The sequence below is a fragment of the Mesorhizobium sp. M0496 genome (assembly GCF_040321205.1).
Lineage (GTDB): Bacteria > Pseudomonadota > Alphaproteobacteria > Rhizobiales > Rhizobiaceae > Mesorhizobium.
In genome coordinates this window covers 23,442-41,438 of sequence record NZ_JAMYRC010000043.1, presented here as the reverse complement: position 1 = coordinate 41,438, position 17,997 = coordinate 23,442, and the positions used below count along the sequence as shown (strand labels likewise).

The 17,997-nt window shown below is 63.7% G+C and carries 14 protein-coding genes; 9 read left to right on the top strand and 5 right to left on the bottom strand.

Annotation, left to right across the window (positions count from 1 at the left end):
• The first annotated feature begins 1 nt into the window (after window position 1).
• From NKI73_RS27370 to NKI73_RS27350, 5 genes are all read left to right on the top strand, one after another.
• Complete coding sequence (locus NKI73_RS27370) at window positions 2–1,261, top strand: ABC transporter substrate-binding protein (protein ID WP_352634299.1); 1,260 nt, start codon at window positions 2–4, stop codon at window positions 1,259–1,261.
• Window positions 1,262–1,503: 242 nt separating this feature from the next.
• Window positions 1,504–2,433, top strand: coding sequence for a carbohydrate ABC transporter permease (locus NKI73_RS27365; protein ID WP_352634297.1), 930 nt, complete (start codon window positions 1,504–1,506; stop codon window positions 2,431–2,433).
• 227 nt (window positions 2,434–2,660) lie between these two features.
• Complete coding sequence (locus NKI73_RS27360; protein ID WP_352634295.1) at window positions 2,661–3,500, top strand: carbohydrate ABC transporter permease; 840 nt, start codon at window positions 2,661–2,663, stop codon at window positions 3,498–3,500.
• Complete coding sequence (locus tag NKI73_RS27355) at window positions 3,497–4,558, top strand: Gfo/Idh/MocA family protein (protein WP_352634293.1); 1,062 nt, start codon at window positions 3,497–3,499, stop codon at window positions 4,556–4,558. Before NKI73_RS27360 ends, NKI73_RS27355 begins: the two co-directional genes overlap by 4 nt.
• Window positions 4,559–4,784: 226 nt before the next feature.
• Window positions 4,785–5,783 carry an ABC transporter ATP-binding protein gene (locus NKI73_RS27350; protein WP_352634291.1) on the top strand — a complete coding sequence of 333 codons (999 nt, stop codon included), beginning with the start codon at window positions 4,785–4,787 and terminating at the stop codon, window positions 5,781–5,783.
• Between the two features lie 149 nt (window positions 5,784–5,932).
• On the opposite strand, the gene NKI73_RS27345 is transcribed toward NKI73_RS27350, so the two are convergent.
• From NKI73_RS27345 to NKI73_RS27325, 5 genes are all read right to left on the bottom strand, one after another.
• Complete coding sequence (locus NKI73_RS27345; protein WP_352634289.1) at window positions 5,933–6,778, bottom strand: fumarylacetoacetate hydrolase family protein; 846 nt, start codon at window positions 6,776–6,778, stop codon at window positions 5,933–5,935.
• 261 nt (window positions 6,779–7,039) lie between these two features.
• Window positions 7,040–7,771 (bottom strand): SDR family oxidoreductase, encoded by a 732-nt coding sequence (locus NKI73_RS27340; RefSeq protein WP_352634288.1) that lies wholly within the window; start codon window positions 7,769–7,771, stop codon window positions 7,040–7,042.
• Window positions 7,772–7,961: 190 nt separating this feature from the next.
• Entirely contained in the window at window positions 7,962–10,334 is a 2,373-nt protein-coding gene (locus NKI73_RS27335) for an aldehyde dehydrogenase family protein (protein ID WP_352634287.1), read from the bottom strand.
• Between the two features lie 233 nt (window positions 10,335–10,567).
• The gene (gene deoC / locus NKI73_RS27330; protein WP_352634285.1) at window positions 10,568–11,614 is read right to left on the bottom strand and encodes a deoxyribose-phosphate aldolase; all 1,047 of its coding nucleotides are present in this window, start codon (window positions 11,612–11,614) and stop codon (window positions 10,568–10,570) included.
• 153 nt (window positions 11,615–11,767) lie between these two features.
• Window positions 11,768–12,595 (bottom strand): ferredoxin--NADP reductase, encoded by an 828-nt coding sequence (locus NKI73_RS27325; protein ID WP_352634283.1) that lies wholly within the window; start codon window positions 12,593–12,595, stop codon window positions 11,768–11,770.
• 220 nt (window positions 12,596–12,815) lie between these two features.
• Here NKI73_RS27325 and NKI73_RS27320 point away from each other — a divergent pair, with 220 nt between their 5' ends.
• The 4 genes from NKI73_RS27320 to NKI73_RS27305 all read left to right on the top strand — a co-directional run bounded on the left by NKI73_RS27320 (window position 12,816) and on the right by NKI73_RS27305 (window position 17,842).
• Window positions 12,816–14,900 carry a hydantoinase/oxoprolinase family protein gene (locus tag NKI73_RS27320; protein ID WP_352634281.1) on the top strand — a complete coding sequence of 695 codons (2,085 nt, stop codon included), beginning with the start codon at window positions 12,816–12,818 and terminating at the stop codon, window positions 14,898–14,900.
• A 1-nt stretch (window position 14,901) separates the two neighbouring features.
• Window positions 14,902–16,644, top strand: coding sequence for a hydantoinase B/oxoprolinase family protein (locus tag NKI73_RS27315; RefSeq protein WP_352634279.1), 1,743 nt, complete (start codon window positions 14,902–14,904; stop codon window positions 16,642–16,644).
• Window positions 16,645–16,728: 84 nt separating this feature from the next.
• A complete protein-coding gene (locus NKI73_RS27310) occupies window positions 16,729–17,142 on the top strand; it encodes a hypothetical protein (protein WP_352634277.1) in 414 nt (137 codons plus the stop codon).
• The gene (locus NKI73_RS27305) at window positions 17,114–17,842 is read left to right on the top strand and encodes an aminomethyl transferase family protein (RefSeq protein WP_352634275.1); all 729 of its coding nucleotides are present in this window, start codon (window positions 17,114–17,116) and stop codon (window positions 17,840–17,842) included. The genes NKI73_RS27310 and NKI73_RS27305 overlap by 29 nt, the downstream gene beginning before the upstream one ends.
• Window positions 17,843–17,997: the final 155 nt, after the last annotated feature.

Sequence of the window (17,997 nt, the reverse complement as noted above, 5' to 3'; positions counted from 1 at the left end):
CATGACAACGAAACTACTGACGGCACTGCTTTTGGGCACCAGCATTCTCGGCTCGGCCGGGATGGCTTATGCCGACGACGTAACGCTCAACATCGAAAGCTGGCGCGGCGACGACCTTGCCATCTGGAAGGACAAGCTGATCCCGGCTTTCGAAGCCAAGAACCCAGGCATCAAGGTGGTGTTCGCACCGTCGGCTCCGACCGAGTATGACGCCGCACTCGGCGCCAAGCTCGCCGCCGGCTCGGCGGGCGACCTGATCACCTGCCGCCCGTTCGACAAGTCGCTTGAGCTGTTCAAGAAGGGCAACCTTGCCGACCTGTCGGCATTGCCCGGCATGGAGAACTTCTCGCCGGTGGCCAAGTCCGCCTGGCAGACCGACGATGGCAAGGCGAGCTTCTGCGTGCCGATGGCCTCGGTCATCCACGGCTTCATCTACAACAAGGACGCCTTCGACAAGCTCGGCATCAAGGTACCGGAGACGCGCGACGAGTTCTTCGCCGCGCTCGACAAGATCAAGGCCGACGGCACCTACATCCCGATGGCGATGGGCACCAAGGATCTCTGGGAAGCCGCGACCATGGGCTACCAGAACATCGGCCCGAACTACTGGAAGGGCGAGGACGGCCGCGCAGCGCTGATCAAGGGCGATCAGAAGCTGACCGACAAGGACTGGGTCGCGCCGTATGAGGAACTGGCCAAGTGGAAGCCATATCTCGGCGACGGGTTTGAAGCCCAGACCTACCCGGACAGCCAGAACCTGTTCACGCTTGGCCGCGCCGCCATCTACCCGGCCGGCTCGTGGGAAATCGGCCTCTTCAACACCCAGGCCCAGTTCAAGATGGGCGCCTTCCCGCCGCCGGTCGAGAAGGCCGGCGACACCTGCTACATCTCCGACCATACCGATATCGGCATGGGCCTGAATGCGGCTTCGAAGAACGCCGATGCGGCCAAGACCTTCCTGTCCTGGGTCGCCTCGCCGGATTTCGCCACCATCTATGCCAACGCGCTGCCCGGCTTCTTCAGCCTGAACTCCGCGCCGGTGAAGATGGAAGACCCGCTGGCGCAGGAATTCGTCTCCTGGCGCGGCAAGTGCAAGTCGACGATCCGCTCGACCTACCAGATCCTGTCGCGCGGCACGCCGAATCTCGAGAACGAGACATGGGTTGAATCGGCCAACGTCATCAACGGCACCGACACGCCGGAAGCTGCCGCCAAGAAGCTGCAGACCGGTCTCGACAGCTGGTACAAGCCGGCCAAGTAAGCGCTCAGGCTGAGCGCTGCTTGTCTCCCCCTCGAGGGGGAGATGTCGCCAAAGGCGACAGAGGGGGTCGGTAGAGGCAGGCTGCGACCTGATCGTTGCTGGAAAGCACGATCAAATGTCGATGGCGCACTGCCTTGACCGACCCCACCCGCCTCGCTTCGCGAGGCACCCTTCCCTCGAGGGGGAGGGAGGCGCCGCGCCTTTGGCGGCATTTGCCAACCTGATCGGCGGGGACCGAACTCATGGCCGCAGAAACACGACCGAAAAGACCGTTCCGCTGGCACATCGGCATCTTCCTGGCGCCGGCGGTGCTCGTCTACACGGCGATCATGATCCTGCCGCTCGCCGGCACGCTGCAGCTGTCGCTGTTCCGCAACATCGAGCAGCACCAGGTCTTCGTCGGGCTGCAAAACTTCCGCACCCTGTTCGGCGATCCCAACTGGTCGGTGGGCTTCTGGAACGCGCTCAGGAACAACACCTGGTTCTTCATCATCCACATGGTCGTGCAGAATCCGATCGGCGTCATGCTGGCCGCCCTGCTGTCCAGCCCCAAGCTCAGATTCGCGGCCTTCTACCGCACGGCGATTTTCGTGCCGACCATCCTGTCCTTCGTCATCGTCGGCTTCGCCTGGAAGCTTATCCTGTCGCCACTGTGGGGCGTGGCGCCGCATCTGATGGATCTTGTCGGCCTGAAAAGCTTGTTCACGCCGTGGCTGGGCAAAGAGCAATATGCGCTGACCGCGCTCAGCCTGATCTCGGTGTGGCAGTTCGTCGGCATCCCGATGATGCTGATCTATGCCGCCCTGCTGTCGATCCCTGAAGAGGTGATCGAGGCGGCCGAGTGCGATGGGATCACCGGCCTGTCGCAGTTCTGGAAGATCAAGCTGCCGCTGATCCTGCCGTCGATCGGCATCATCTCGATCCTCACCTTCGTCGGCAATTTCAACGCCTTCGACCTGATCTACACCGCGCAAGGCGCGCTCGCCGGGCCGAACTATTCGACCGATATTCTCGGCACCTTCCTCTACCGCGCCTTCTTCGGCTTCCAGTTGCAGGTCGGCGACCCCAATATGGGTGCGGCGATCGCCACGATGATGTTCCTGATCATCCTCGGCGGCGTCTGCGTTTACCTCTTCCTCGTGCAGACGCGCCTGCGTCGCTACCAGTTCTGAGGGGCGGATATGTCACGGCTAAACACCCCCCTCTGTCCTGCCGGACATCTCCCCCGCAAGGGGGGAGATCAGATGTCACTTCGGCCTTCGCCAATCCCCCGCATTGCAAGATGTGCGGTAAGGCCAACGCCGCCAATCTCCCCCCTTGCGGGGGAGATGCCCGGCAGGGCAGAGGGGGGTGCCTGGGCGCCGCTCTTAAAAATTGCAGCTCTTCAGGAGACGCTCCAATGAGCACCGCCACCCGTTCCGTGCCCCGCACCATCGGCGCCCACGCGATCCTGTTGACCTACACGGCGATCGCGCTGTTTCCGGTGATCCTCGTCATCATGAACTCGTTCAAGTCACGCGCTAGCATCTTCGGCGCGCCGCTGACGCCGCCGACGCCAAAAACGTTCGACCTGATCGGCTACACCACCGTGATCGGCCAGGGCGATTTCATCCACTATTTCCAGAACAGCCTCATCGTCACCGTCGCCTCGCTGTTCTTCGTGCTTCTGTTCGGCGCCATGGCGGCGTTTGCACTGTCGGAATACCGCTTTCGTGGCAACTCGCTGATGGGGCTCTATCTGGCGCTCGGCATCATGATCCCGATCCGCCTCGGCACCGTCGCCATCCTGCAATTGATGGTGGCGAGCGGGCTGGTCAACACGCTGACGGCCCTGATCCTGGTCTATACCGCGCAAGGCCTGCCGCTTGCCGTCTTCATCCTGTCGGAATTCATGAAGCAGGTGTCCGACGATCTGAAGAATGCCGGCCGTATCGACGGCCTGTCCGAATACACCATCTTCTTCCGGCTGGTGCTGCCGCTGGTCAGGCCATCGATGGCCACGGTCGCCGTCTTCACCATGATCCCGATCTGGAACGATCTGTGGTTCCCGCTGATCCTGGCGCCGTCGGAAGAAACCAAGACGGTGACGCTCGGCGCGCAGCTGTTCCTCGGTCAGTTCGTCACCAACTGGAATGCCATCCTGGCTGCACTGTCGCTGGCGATCATGCCGGTGCTGATCCTCTACGTCATCTTCTCGCGGCAGCTGATCCGCGGCATCACCTCTGGAGCCGTCAAGTGAGTTCTGAAACACCCCAGCGCGTTGTTGTCGCCGGTCTCGGCAATATGGGCCGCAGCCATGCGCTGGCCTATCATACCAACCCGGGTTTCCAGATCGCGGCACTCATCAACCGTTCCGACGTGCCGCTGCCGGACGGGCTGTCCGGCAACGGCATCAGGCGTTCCTTCGATGATGCCCTGCGTGACGAAAAGCCCGATGTCGCCTGCATCGCCACCTATTCCGACAGCCATGCCGACTATGCGGTGAAGGCGTTCGAGGCCGGCTGCCATGTCTTCGTCGAAAAGCCGCTGGCAACGACGGTCGCCGATGCAAAGCGCGTCGTGGCGGCAGCCAAGGCCAATGGCAAGAAACTGGTGATCGGCTATATCCTGCGCCACCATCCGTCCTGGATCAGGCTGATCGCCGAGGCACGCAAGCTCGGCGGCCCCTACGTCTTCCGCATGAACCTCAACCAGCAATCCTCAGGCCATACCTGGGAGACGCACAAGCAGTTGATGCAGACGACCTCGCCGATCGTCGACTGCGGCGTGCATTATCTCGACGTCATGCTGCAGATCACCGATGCGAGGCCGGTCGAGGTGCGCGGCATGGGCGTGCGGCTGACCGAGGAGGTCGCGCCCTCCATGTACAATTACGGTCACCTGCAGGTGCTGTTCGATGATGGGTCCGTCGGTTGGTACGAGGCCGGCTGGGGGCCGATGATTTCGGAAACGGCCTTCTTCGTGAAGGACGTCATCTCTCCCAATGGCTGCGTGTCGATCGTGATGAAGGAAGGCGTGAAGTCCGACGACATCGACACCCACACCAAGACCTCGACCATCTGCCTGCACAGTGCCGCGACCGGCGCGGACCGCAAATTCGCCAGGCCGGACGAAATGCTGTCGATGGAAGGCGAGCCCGGCCACCAGGACCTCTGCGATCTCGAACAGGCCTTCGTGCTGAAGGCGATCCGCGAGGATCTGGATCTCACCAAACACATGGACGACGCGGTCAAGTCGCTCGCCGTCTGCCTCGCCGCTGACGAGAGCGTGCGCAGTGGAAAGGCGGTGCGATTGTGACCGCAGAATTGTCGTCAGGGGTTGCGCTCTATGGCGCCCCCCTCTGGCCTGCCGGCCATCTCCCCCTCAAGGGGGGAGATCAGATGTCGGCACTGCCTTCGCTAACTATCAGCGTTGCAAAGCGGCGCGAGACCTTGAAGCTGCCAATCTCCCCCCTTGAGGGGGAGATGTCCGGCAGGACAGAGGGGGGTGCATTCGCGCCCACATTCCAATTTGGAGGATCGCCGTGGGCTCGCTGAACATCGAGAATGTGAAGAAGGCTTTCGGGCCGGTCGAGGTGCTGAAGGGCATCAACCTCGAGGTGAACGACGGCGAATTCGTCGTCTTCGTCGGCCCCTCCGGCTGCGGCAAGTCGACCTTGCTCAGGGTTATCGCCGGACTGGAGGATTCGACCTCCGGCCGCGTGGTCATCGACGGCGCGGACGTTTCCGCCACCCCGCCGGCCAAGCGCGGCATCGCCATGGTGTTCCAGACTTACGCGCTCTACCCGCATCTGACGGTGAAGAACAATATGGGTCTCGGCCTGAAGCAGGCCGGCACGCCGGCGGCCGAGATCGACCGGCGCATCGGCATCGCCTCGTCGATGCTGTCACTGGAGCCCTATCTCGAAAGACGACCGGCCGAACTCTCCGGTGGTCAGCGCCAGCGCGTCGCCATCGGCCGCGCCGTGGTCCGCGAGCCGAAACTGTTTCTGTTCGACGAGCCTCTGTCGAACCTCGATGCCGCGCTGCGCGTCAACACAAGGCTGGAGATCGCGCAGCTACACCGCCGGCTGAAGGCGACGATGATCTACGTCACCCACGACCAGGTCGAGGCGATGACGCTGGCCGACAAGATCGTCGTGCTCAATGCCGGCAGGATCGAGCAGATCGGTGGTCCGATGGAGCTCTACAATTCACCGGCGAACGAATTCGTCGCCGGCTTCATCGGTTCGCCGAAGATGAACTTCGTCGACGGCGCCCGCCTCGGCGAAACCGCCAAGACCATCGGCGTGCGGCCGGAACACCTGACCGTCGATCCGAAGTCAGGCGCCTGGAAGGGCACGGTCGTCCACGCCGAGCATCTCGGCGCCGACACCAACCTCTATCTCGACTGCGAGAAGGCGGGGCTGATCACCGTGCGGATTTTCGGGGTGTACGATGCAGAACCGGGCGCCACGCTGTATGCGACGCCGGATCCTGCGAAGACGTATAGATTTGGGGCTGATGGGAAGGCGCTGAAGTAGGCGGGCGCAGCCCCCCTTACCCAGCCTCCGCTTCGCTCGGCTGACCTCTCCCCGAGGGGAGAGGAGAATGTCAGCGCCGACGCTCACCTCTTCTCCCCAGCGGGGAGAAGGTGGCCGCGAAGCGGCCGGATGAGGGGGCAGCGCAACCTCTACACGTCAGCCTTGAACGTCTGCTTCTGCTGGCCCAAGCCTTCAATGCCCAGCTCCACCACGTCGCCGGCCTTCAAAAACACCGGCGGCTTCATGCCCAGCCCAACGCCGGGCGGTGTGCCGGTGGAGATGATGTCGCCGGGGTGCAGCGACATGAACTGGCTGAGATAGGACACCAGATACTTGACGCCGTAGACCATGGTCTTGGTCGAGCCGTTCTGCATCGTCTTGCCGTTGACCGTCAGCCACATCTTGAGGTTCTGCGGGTCGGCCACTTCGTCCTTGGTCACCAGCCATGGGCCCGTCGGGCCGAACGTGTCGCAGGACTTGCCCTTGGTCCATTGGCCCTGCCGCTCGGCCTGGAAGGCGCGTTCGGAGACGTCGTGGGCAACGCTGTAGCCGGCGACATAGTCTAGGGCGTCGGCTTCGCTGACATATTTTGCGGTCTTGCCGATGACCACGGCCAGTTCGACTTCCCAGTCGGTCTTGTCAGAGCCGCGCGGGATCAGCACGTCGTCATCCGGCCCGACAATGGCCGAACTTGCCTTCATGAAGATGATCGGCTCCGGCGGCACGGTGGCGCCGGTTTCGGCGGCATGGTCGGAATAGTTGAGGCCGATGCAGATGAACTTGCCGGTGCCAGTGACGCAGGCGCCGAGGCGCGGGCTGCCGGAAACCGCCGGCAGCGACCTCGGATCGAGCTTGGCCAGATCAGCCAGCGACGCCGGATCGAGTGCCTTGCCGCCGATGTCGGTGACGTGAGCGGACAGATCGCGAATGGTGCCGTCCGCATCGAGCAGACCTGGGCGCTCGCTACCCACCTCGCCATAGCGCAGCAGTTTCATGCATCTTCTCCTGATTGCGGCCAACGGCCGTTTACAATTTCGCTCCGTCGCCGCGACGACGTGGTTCCTGGGCGGGCGGAACCTAGCCAGTGGATGGGGGCCGGGCAAGCGTGGATGCCACGCTTGGTGTCGGGCGAACCATCATTTTCAGACCTTCGGAACAAGGTACCGATCTTCTTGAGCGCGAACTCGTTTCCGTCTTCCGCTCAAAGCGATCTTTTGTCCGAGCCAACTCTCATCTTCAGCCCCAGGGACGGCGCTCTAGATCGACCAGCCGCCGTCGATATTGTAGGCCTGTCCGGACGTATAGGTGGCGCCGGCCAGATAGACGGCGAGATCGGCGATTTCTTCCGGCGTGCCGAGCCGGCCCATCGGCTGGCGGGCGATGAAGGCGGCGCGGGCGGCATCGTAGTCGCCTTGCGCATGCATGCGGTCCTGCAGCGACGGACTCTCGACCGTGCCGGGGCAAATGGCGTTGCAGCGTATGCCCTTGCCGACATAGTCGGCGGCGATCGCCTTGGTCAGGCCGATGACGGCCGCCTTGGTCAGACCGTAGACGAAGCGGTTGGGCACGCCCTTGGTCGAGCTGGCCAGCGAGGCCATGTTGATGATCGATCCGTCGCCGCGTTCCAGCATACCGGGCAGCACAGCCCGGCTGGTTCGGATCATGGCGCGGACATTGAGGTTCAGCGCGAAATCGAGATCGGCGTCTTTCATCTCCAGGATCGAGCCCGAGTGGACGAAGCCGGCGCAGTTGAACAGCACGTCGACGACACCGATCTCGGCAAAGGCGGCGTTGACGGCCTCATCATTGAGCACGTCGAGCTTGCGGGTCTTGATGCCTGATGTCTTGGCGAGTTCCGCCAGCAGGGCCTCGTTGATGTCGGTGGCATGGACGACAGCACCTGCCTTGGCGAAGGCCAGCGCGCTCGCCTTGCCGATGCCTTGCGCCGCTGCCGTGATGACAACGACCTTGCCTGCCAGATCCGCCATGCTGTTCTCCTCATCCGCTTGGGTCGATCCGCATCTACCTGCGGCTGGCCAAGGCGTCATGTGCCAGTCACGCGCGATCATGCGGCCTGCGCCGTTGTCAGTTCACAGATAAAAATGTTTTTTCTCGTTAAAGAACATAGGTCCGGGCGTCAAGCCCCGAACACGATCACCATCGCGGCAGCCCCATGGCTCAATCGCCGTAGGGCACCCACACATTCTTCACCTCGACGGCGCGGCGCAGGAAGGCATCGCCGGCTGTCTCGTCGGACGCCCAGTCGAGGCCGCAGCCATTGCCGCTCCAGACGCGCTTGAGGTTGCCGATGGACTCGGCTTCCGCCTTGGCGCAGGTCTCGGCATCGGCGAACACCCACAGCCCGTCGACATCGTCGTGCTTGGCCAGCACGCCGGCAAGTTCGGCCGTGCGGCCGGTGACGATGTTGATGGCGCCGGCAGGAACGTCGGAATACTCGATGACCTGGTAGAGATCGGTCGCCAGCAGCGGATAGCGCTCGGACGGCACCGCGACCACCGTGTTGCCCATGGCCAGCGCCGGTGCGACCAGCGAGATCAGGCCGAGCAGCGGCGCGGTATCAGGCGCGACGATGCCGACGACACCGACCGGTTCATGCAGTGCCAACGTGACAGCGCGCGCCGGCGGCTGGTGCACGCGGCCCTCGAACTTGTCGGCAAGGCCGGCATAGAGGAACAGCCGCTCTATGGACTGTTCTACTTCTTCCCGGGCGGCCTTGGCGCTGGCGCCGGTCAGCTCGGTGAGGCGGGCGGCAAACTCGGCGGCGCGGCCGGAAAGGTTCTCGGCCAGATAATAAAGCACCTGCGAGCGGTTGTAGGCGGTCGCCTCCGGCCATGCCTTGCAGGCACGGGCGGCGGAGACGGCATCGCGAATATCCTTGCGGCTGCCGAGCCCGACTTCGCCGGCAAGCTTGCCCTTGGCGGTGGCGACGGCCAGCGAGTAATTGCCGTCCGGTCGTACCTGCTTGCCGCCGATGAACAGTTTTGCCGTGCGATCTATGGTCGAGCCGTCCGCCTGCTCGACGGGTTGCGCCGAGATCGTCGCCGGCTTGATCACCGGGCCAAGCGGCAGTTTCGCCGCGAGATACTCGAACATGCCCTCGCGCCCGCCCTCGCGGCCGAAACCGCTCTCGCGGTAGCCGCCAAAACCACAGGCGGCATCGAACATGTTGGTGCCGTTGACCCAGACGACGCCGGCCTTCAGTTGCGGCGCGACATGCAAAGCGAGGTTGACGTTCTCGCTCCATACCGAGGCGGCGAGCCCGTAGCGCGTGTTGTTGGCGAGCTCGATTGCTTCCTCGGTGTTGCGGAAGGTCATGGTCGCCAGCACCGGGCCGAACACTTCCTCTTGAGCAAGAATATTAGCCGGCGAAACACCGGCGGCGAGCGTCGGCAGATGATAATGGCCGGAGGACGGCAGCGCCGCATCCGGCTGCCAGCAGACGGCGCCTTGTCTGGCGCCTTCGGCGACCAGACCCTTGACCCGGTCGAGCTGGGTCAAATCGACCAGTGGGCCGATATCGGTGTTCTTGTCCAGCGGGCTGCCGACGCGCAGTCGGCTCATTCGCGTCTTGACCTTGGCGATCAGGGCGTCGGCGATGCCTTCCTGGACCAGCAGGCGCGAGCCGGCGCAGCAGACCTGGCCCTGGTTGAACCAGATGCCGTCGACCAGGCCTTCGACGGCGCTGTCGAGATCGGCGTCCTCGAAGACGATGAAGGCCGACTTACCACCGAGCTCCAGCGACAGTTTCTTGCCCGAGCCGGCGGTTGCCTTGCGGATGATCTTGCCGACCTCGGATGAGCCGGTGAAGGCGATCTTCTGGACGCCGGGATGGTTGACGATGGCGGCGCCGGCTTCCGGGCCGCCCTGAACGATGTTGACGACGCCTTTCGGCACGCCGGCGCGCTCGCAGATCTCGGCAAACAGGATTGATGTCAGCGGCGTGAATTCGGCCGGCTTCAGCACCACCGTACAGCCGGCGGCGAGTGCAGGCGCGATCTTCCAGGCCAGCATCAGCAGCGGAAAATTCCACGGGATGATCTGGCCGACGACGCCGACACCCTTGTGGCCGGGGAAATCTCTATCCAGCGCCTGCGCCCAGCCGGCATGATGGATGAAATGGCGGATCGCCAGCGGCACGTCGATGTCGCGGCTTTCGCGGATCGGCTTGCCATTGTCGATTGTCTCCAGCACCGCGAACAGGCGCTGATGGCGCTGCATGGCACGGCCAATGGCATAAAGCACCTTGGCGCGCTGATAGCCGGAGGACGCCGACCACTTCGGCAGCGCCTTGGCGGCGGCAGCAACCGCCGCGTCGATATCGGCGGCACTGGCGTCGGACACTTTCGCCAGCAGCTTGCCGGATGACGGCTCGCTGGTCTCGAAAGTCTTGCCGCCGGACGCTGCTTTCCAGGCGCTGTCGATGAACAGCGCCTTGCCGAAATCGCGCGCGGCAAGCCAGGCGTCGGCCTCGTTGCGGGCTTCCGGCGCCGGGCCGTAGTCCATGGCGTGATAGCGGTCGAGAATGTTCATGGATCGCTCCAGATTATTGTCTTGGAAGGCGTTCTTTCGCGCCCCCCTCTGTCCTGCCGGACATCTCCCCCACGAGGGGGAGATCGGCCTTCGCGCCTGTCGGCTCGCCTCCTGCAACCTCGGCAATTGGCGAAATCGTCGATGACGGCCAATCTCCCCACAAGTGGGGGAGATGTCCGGCAGGACAGAGGGGGGCGCGAAGGAACTCCACGTTCAAAGCCTTAGCCCGATCCCTATGCCATCGCGTGGCGATGATTGGCCGAATAGTGGCCGGTCAGATGGTGCTCCAGCTGGCGCTCGATGTCGGTCAAGAGGCTCGACGCGCCGAAGCGGAACAGCTCGGGCTCCAGCCATGGCCGGCCGAGCTCCTCCTTCATCAGAACCAGCCAGTCGAGCGAGGCCTTGGCCGTCGAAATGCCGCCGGCCGGCTTGAAGCCGATGAGGTAGCCGGTCTCCTCGAAATAGGCCCTGATGGCGCGCACCATGGCGAGGCCGACGGGCAGCGTCGCGTTGACGCTCTCCTTGCCGGTCGAGGTCTTGATGAAATCGGCACCCGCCATCATCGCCACCATCGAGGCCAGCATGACATTGCGCAGCGTGGCGAGGTCGCCGGTGCCCAGGATGACCTTCAGATGCGCGTCACCGCAGGCGGCGCGCATCGAGACGATTTCATTGTAAAGTTCCCGCCACTTGGCGCCGAACACCAGCCCGCGCGGAATGACGACGTCGATCTCGTCGGCGCCGTCGCGGACCGAGGCCTCGATTTCCTGCAGGCGTGTCGACAGTGGCGCTAGGCCATGCGGAAAGGCGGTGGAGACGGCGGCGACATGGATGCCGGTGCCGCGCACGGCCTCGACGGCGGTGGCCACGAAGGGATGGTAGACGCAGACGGCCGCGGGGCGGATGGTTTCACCCGCAATGCCGAGACCCTCGACGATGTCGCGGCGGAACGGATTGATCGCCTTGGCGCAGAGCCGGCGCACGCGCTCCTCGGTGTCATTGGAATTCAGCGTCGTCAAATCCATGCAGGCGACGGCGCGCAGCAGCCAGGCCGCCTGATTGTCGGCCTTGATCGATCGCCGCTTGGTCAGGCTGGCGACACGGCGTTCCAGCGCCGAGCGGTTGACGCTGCGCACCGATTCCATGAAGCCGAGGTCGAGCTTCATGCCTGGATTGCGCGCAATACGATGGTCGTGCGGGACGGGGGTATTGGCGGCGGCACGCGCGGGCAGCGGCGTCACCTTCGTGCCAAGATCGGCTTCGCGGATTGTGCTGCTCATCTCCTGCCCTTTCATTCAGCGACGTGCGCCGAAGATAGCCCGTGAATTGACGCTTCACGAGTCCTTAGGGCGCTCATAGCTGAAAAAGGCCACAAAAGCAGCTTGTTTTTTGACCGAAAGGTCAAAATCCGATTTCTGAGTGAGGCGAAGACCTCAGCCGACGAAGGCGCGCTCGACCACGAACGTCGCCGGATGATGCAGCGAACCTTCTTCGAAGCCGAGGCTTTCGGCCAGCTCCTTGACATCCCTGAGCATGTGCATCGAGCCGCAGATCATGATGCGGTCCGTTTCCGGATTGAGCTTCTCGATGCCGAGATCGGTGTAGAACTTGCCGGAGCCGATCAGCGCGGTGATGCGGCCCATGCGTGCCGACTCTTCCTGGGTCGTCGAATTGTAGAGCGTGACGCGGCCGCCGGTCAGTTCGCCGATCAGCGGGTCGCTTTCCAGCGCCGCCACCAGCTCCTGGCCGTAGGTCAGTTCCGCATTGTCGCGGCATGTGTGGGTCAGGATCACCTGCTCGAATTTCTCGTAAGTGTCGGGGTCGCGCAGCAGGCTGGCGAAGGGCGCGATGCCGGTGCCGGTCGAGATCATGAACAGCCGCCTGGCCGGGGTCAGCGCGTCGACCACCAGCGTGCCGGTCGACTTCTGGCGCATGATGACCGTGTCGCCGACCTGGATCTTCTGCAGCTCCGAGGTCAGCGGGCCGTCCGGCACCTTGATCGAGAAGAATTCCAGCTCTTCGTCCCAGGCCGGGCTTGCCACCGAATAGGCGCGGTACACCGGCTTCTCGGCATTGGGCAGGCCGATCATGACGAACTCGCCGGAGCGGAAGCGCAGCGACTGCGGACGGGTTATCCGGAACGAGAACAGCCGATCGGTGTAGTGCTTCACCGAGACGACGGTTTCGGCATAGACATTGGCCGGAATCGGGAATTGCAGCGGGCGGGCACCGGCGGTGTTGAGCGCGGATGTGGTGTTCATCAAATCCAACCTTCTGGCCCAACTGCGGACGTGGGCGCCAAACCTTCACCTGCGCGCCCGAACCATTCAGGTCCCGACGTGCTGTTTGCACACTCCAAAGCGGCAAGCTCTTGTGTCCCGAATTTATTAGTATACAAACGATATTTGCGTCAAGGTGCTCGCTTAAAACAGCTTTCCAAACTGACGCATATCCGTAGTCCGCGCATTTCGGGTTTCGACAATGGAAGAGAATTTTTCGGCGCAAGCGCATGATTCCCTGGGAAATGTCGTTGCCGGTATCGACGTCGGCGGCACCTTCACCGACCTGCTCCTGATCGACGGGCGCGACGGTGGCAGGGTGTATCTAGCCAAGACTCCGACCACGGTCGACAACCAGGCCTTCGGCGTCGTTTCAGCGCTCGGCGCCACCGGATTTGCCATCGACGGCATCGACCTCATCGTGCATGGCACGACCACCACCACCAATGCGGTGCTCGAGCGCCGGCTGGCGAAGACCGGCATGATCACCACGCGCGGCTTTCGCGACGTGATCGAGCTTGGCCGGCGGACACGGCCGCAGGCCTATGGCATGACCGGCAACTTTGTGCCGATCATTCCGCGCAATCTGCGGCTCGAAGTCTCGGAGCGCGTCGAAGCGTCGGGCGCGATACGCACGCCGCTTGACGAAGCGGAAATGCGCGAGGCGGTAAAGACGCTGATCGCGGCCGGCTGCGAATCCCTCGTCATCCATTTTCTGCATTCCTACGCCAACCCGACGCATGAGCGGCGCGCCGCCGAAATTGCCGCCGAATTCTGGCCGAACGGCTACATCACGGCGGGCCATGCGCTGCTGTCGGAAGCGCGCGAATTCGAGCGCGGCGTCACCGCCTCGGTAAACGCCTCGGTGCAGCCGATCCTTGAGCGCTATGTCGAGCGGTTGCGCAAGGAATTGGGCGCAAAAGGCTATGCCCGCGACTTCCTGATCATGAACGGCAATGGCGGCATGATCTCGGCCCGCTTCGTCACACGTGAATCGGCCAAGACGGTGATGTCCGGTCCGGCCTCGGGTGTCATCGCCGCTGCCTATACAGGCAAGCGCGCCGGCTTCGAAAACCTCGTCACCTATGACATGGGCGGCACCTCCACCGACGTGGCGCTGATCCGCAATGCCGAGCCGGCTGTGTCGAACGAGATCGAGATCGAATACGCGATGCCGATCCACGTGCCGATGGTGGCGGTGCACACGGTCGGCGCCGGCGGCGGCTCGATCGCCCGCGTCGACGCGGCCGGCCTGATCCAGATCGGTCCGGAAAGCGCCGGCGCCAATCCCGGCCCGATTTGTTACGGGCGCGGCGGCTTGGAGCCGACCATCACCGACGCCAACCTGGTGCTCGGCCGGCTGGCGCCGAAGAAATTGCTGGCGGTCGAAAACCCGGTCACATCAGAGCGCGTCACCGGCATTTTCGAGGACAAGATCGGCAAGGCGACCGGCTTGTCCGGCGTCGAGGCGGCGGGCGCGGTGCTGCGGTTGGGCAATATGAAGATGGCGGGCGCCATTCGTATGGTCTCGGTATCGCGCGGCCACGACCCGCGCGACTTCGCGCTGTTCGCCTTTGGCGGCGCCGGTCCGCTGCACGCGACCGCCCTGGCGCGCGAACTCGGCCTGCCCAAGGTGCTGGTGCCCGCGCGTCCCGGCATCACCAACGCGCTCGGCTGCGTCGTCGCCGATCTGCGCCACGACTTCGTCAACACGATCAATCAGCCAGTGTCGGTGCTCGACGAAGCCCGGCTTCACGCTGTATTGGAACGGCACCGAAACGAAGGTGAGGAGCTGATTGGCAAGGAAGCGGTGAAGCCGGAGACGATCCGCGTCACGCACTCCGCCGACATGCAATTCGTCGGCCAGACCCACATCATCAACGTGCCGCTGCCATCGTCATCGGTGACGCGGGCAACGCTGCAGCAGCTGTTCGAAAAGGCATATTTCGCCCGCTTCAAGGTCGAATTGCCGGAAATCCGCGCCAACCTCGTCAATCTCAACACCTCGGTGACCGGCGTGCGTCCGGCGATCGATCTTTCCCGGCTGATCGACCCGGCCGGACGCGCAACGACGCTCGACGAGGCGCGGCGCGAGATCCGGCCGGTCTGGTATGCCGGCCGCTGGCACGACACACCGGTGTATGCGCGTGAAAAGCTGCCGCTTGACGCGGTCATCGAAGGCCCGGCAATCCTCGAACAGATGGACGCCACCACCGTGCTCGAACCCGGCGACCGGGCGCGTTCGGACTCCGACGGCAACATCATCATCGACATTGGCGAGGCCTGATATGGCAAAACTCGACGCCATCACCCTTTCGGTCCTCCAGGCAGCGTTGCAGCAGGTCTGCGACGAGATGGACCTGACCTTTTCGCGCGCCGCCTTCTCGCCTGTGATCGCCGAGGCCAACGACCGCTCCGATGGCATTTATTCGGCCGTCGATGGCTCGCTGATAGCGCAAGGCAGCCAGGGCTTGCCGGTGTTCGTCGGCGTCATGCAGTATTCGACCAAAACGGTGATCGAAATGATCGCCGACGGCCGCTGCTTGGCCCCGGAGTCGGGCGACATCTACATCGTCAACGATCCCTATCTCGGCGGCACGCATCTGATGGATGTGCGCTTTGCCATGCCGGTCTACCGGGACGGCAAGATATTCTGCTGGCTGTCCAACACCGGCCACTGGCCGGATATCGGCGGTTCTGTGCCGGGCGGGTTTTCCGCATCGGCAACGGCTGTCGAGCAGGAAGGGCTGCGGCTGCCGCCGGTCAAACTGTTCAAGAAGGGCGTGCTCGACCCAGAGATCTACGCCATCATCTGTTCCAACATCCGTGTCGCCGACCAGCGCATCGGCGATATCCGGGCCCAGGCGGCCGCATTGCTGATCGGCCAGGACCGGCTCAACGGAATCCTAGATCGTTACGGCGACGAAACTGTTGTCGAGGCGATCGCCGAACTGCGCCGCCGCGCCGCGGAGCAGATGCGCGCCAACATCTCAGCCATTCCCGACGGCACTTACCATTCCAAGGCGTTTGTCGATTCCGATGGGGTGATCAACGAGCCGTTGACCATTGCGCTCGCCGTCGAGAAACAGGGCGACACGCTGACCTTCGACTTCACAGGCTCGTCAAAACCCTGCGCCGGACCGATGAACAGCGTGCTGGCGACCACTTTGTCGTCCGTGTATCTGGCCATGCGTCACATTTTCCCGGATGTGCCGATCAGCGCTGGCGCGTTTGAGCCGCTGATCGTCAAACGGCCGGAAGGCACTTTCCTCGACGCGAAATACCCGCGCCCCGTCTCGGGCTGCGCCGCCGAAGTGTCGCAGCGCATCGCCGAGGCGGTGTTCGCGGCCATGGTGCAAGCAGTGCCGGACAAGGTGACGGCGGCTCCGGCCGGCTCCAGCGGCAATTTCGCGCTCGGCGGCAACGATCCGGCGCGGGGCCGCGACTACGTCATGTACCAGATCTCCGGCGGCGGCTACGGCGGCAATTCAGGCCATGATGGGCTGACAAATGGCTGCTCGACCATCGGCATTTCCAAGTCGCCGCCGGTCGAGATCATGGAACAGGCATTCCCGGTGCTTTACCGCCGCTACGCTTTGCGTCAGGGATCCGGCGGCGCAGGCAAGCATCGCGGCGGTTTTGGCCTCGCCTATGAGGTCGAGATCCTGCGCGGCGATGCCCGCGCCTCCTTCGTCATGGACCACGGCCGTTTCGGCCCGCAAGGCGCGCTCGGCGGCAAGGACGGCGCGGTCAACACAGTGACCGTTTTCCGCAACGGCGAGGAACATGTTCCGCCGCACCTCTCCAAGGAGCAGGATATTGCGCTGAAGGCGGGAGATCGCGTATGCGTCGGCACGCCGGGCGGCGGCGGCTATGGCGATCCGCGTGAGCGCGATCCCGATCTGGTGCTGCGCGACGTGGCGTTGGGCTATTACACGCCAGAGGAAGCCAGCGAAAAATTTGGGGTGGTCTTGTCGGCAGGCGAACTCGCCATCGCCCGGAAAGCGACGGACAAGCAGCGCGCCGGCTGATGCACCGCCAAGGCATGTCGTTTCCGTCTCTGCTGACGATGCAAAAGCTCGTATTTTTCCCGTCGGCAAACAATGGAGACTTCGTTGGCTGAGCGGCGCTCCCCCTTCTATAGCAGCATCGTCGGACTGGGCGCGACCATGGGTCGGGTCGGCGGCGATTTCATCTCGGCCAAATATTACTCCGGCATTGCTGACGAGCACCTGAACACCCGCAGAAATGTCGGCGTGCAGGATCTCAGCACGATGGGCAAGATGGACATCAAGGGGCCGGATGCCGAGGCGCTGGTCAACCATGTCATCGTCAATGACGCCGCGGCGATGAAGCCGGGCCAGGTCCGCTACTCCACCGTCTGCCGCGAGGATGGTGGCATCATGGATGACCTCACCGTGTTCCGGCTGGCGCCGGAGCATTTCATGCTGGTCACCGGCTCCGTCAACCGCCTCAAGATGCTGCCCTGGCTGTTGCATCTTGCGCAGGCGCAAGGCCTATGTCACTGACATCACAGCTGCCATCGCTTTCCCGACCATCCAGGGACCGCGCTCGCGCAATCTGCTGAAGGCGCTGGTTGCGGATGCAGATCTGGATGGGTTGAAGCGCTGGTCGTTCACGTCAGGCCATATCAACGGCACGCGGGTGCTGATCTCGCGCACCGGCGTCACCGGCGAACTTGGCTTCGAACTGTTCATACCGGCCGACGAGGCAGCCTCCGTCTGGGAGGCACTGATGCGTACCGGTCGTGACTTTGGCCTGAAGCCTTACGGCGTGCTGGCGATGTTCACGCTCGGGCTGGAAAAGGCCTATCCGGCGCATGGCATCGACATGGACGAGAGGCGCACGCCGTTCCATGTCGGCCTCGACCGCTGGATCAAGTTCGACAAGGGCGATTTCGTCGGCCGCGAAGCGCTGCTCAAGGTCCGCGACAAGGGCCTTGACGAGCAATGGGTCGGGCTGATCCTCGACGGTGACAGGCCGGCCGCGACCGACGCCAGGGTCCTGGCCGATGGCGAGGACGCCGGTGTGGTCACCTACAGTGACCACGGTTATTCCCTCGGGAAGGTGCTGGCCACGGCGCATCTGCGGCTGCCCTTTGCTGCCCTCGGCACAGAACTCAGCATCGACATCGATGGCAGGCCGACACGCGCGGTCGTGGCGCAGATCCCGTTCTTCGATCCGGAGGGGGTTAGGTTGCGCGGCTAGACGCTTGGCCGGCGGGCCGCGGACCTTCGCGATTAGCTAAAACGCGCTCATCGCTTCGTCATCCACGGGCGAAGCAAGGAGCGTAGCGACGCAGCGCAGACCCGAGGATCCATGCCGCGACTCCAACGCGTCACCACGGTGCAGAATTCTGCTCG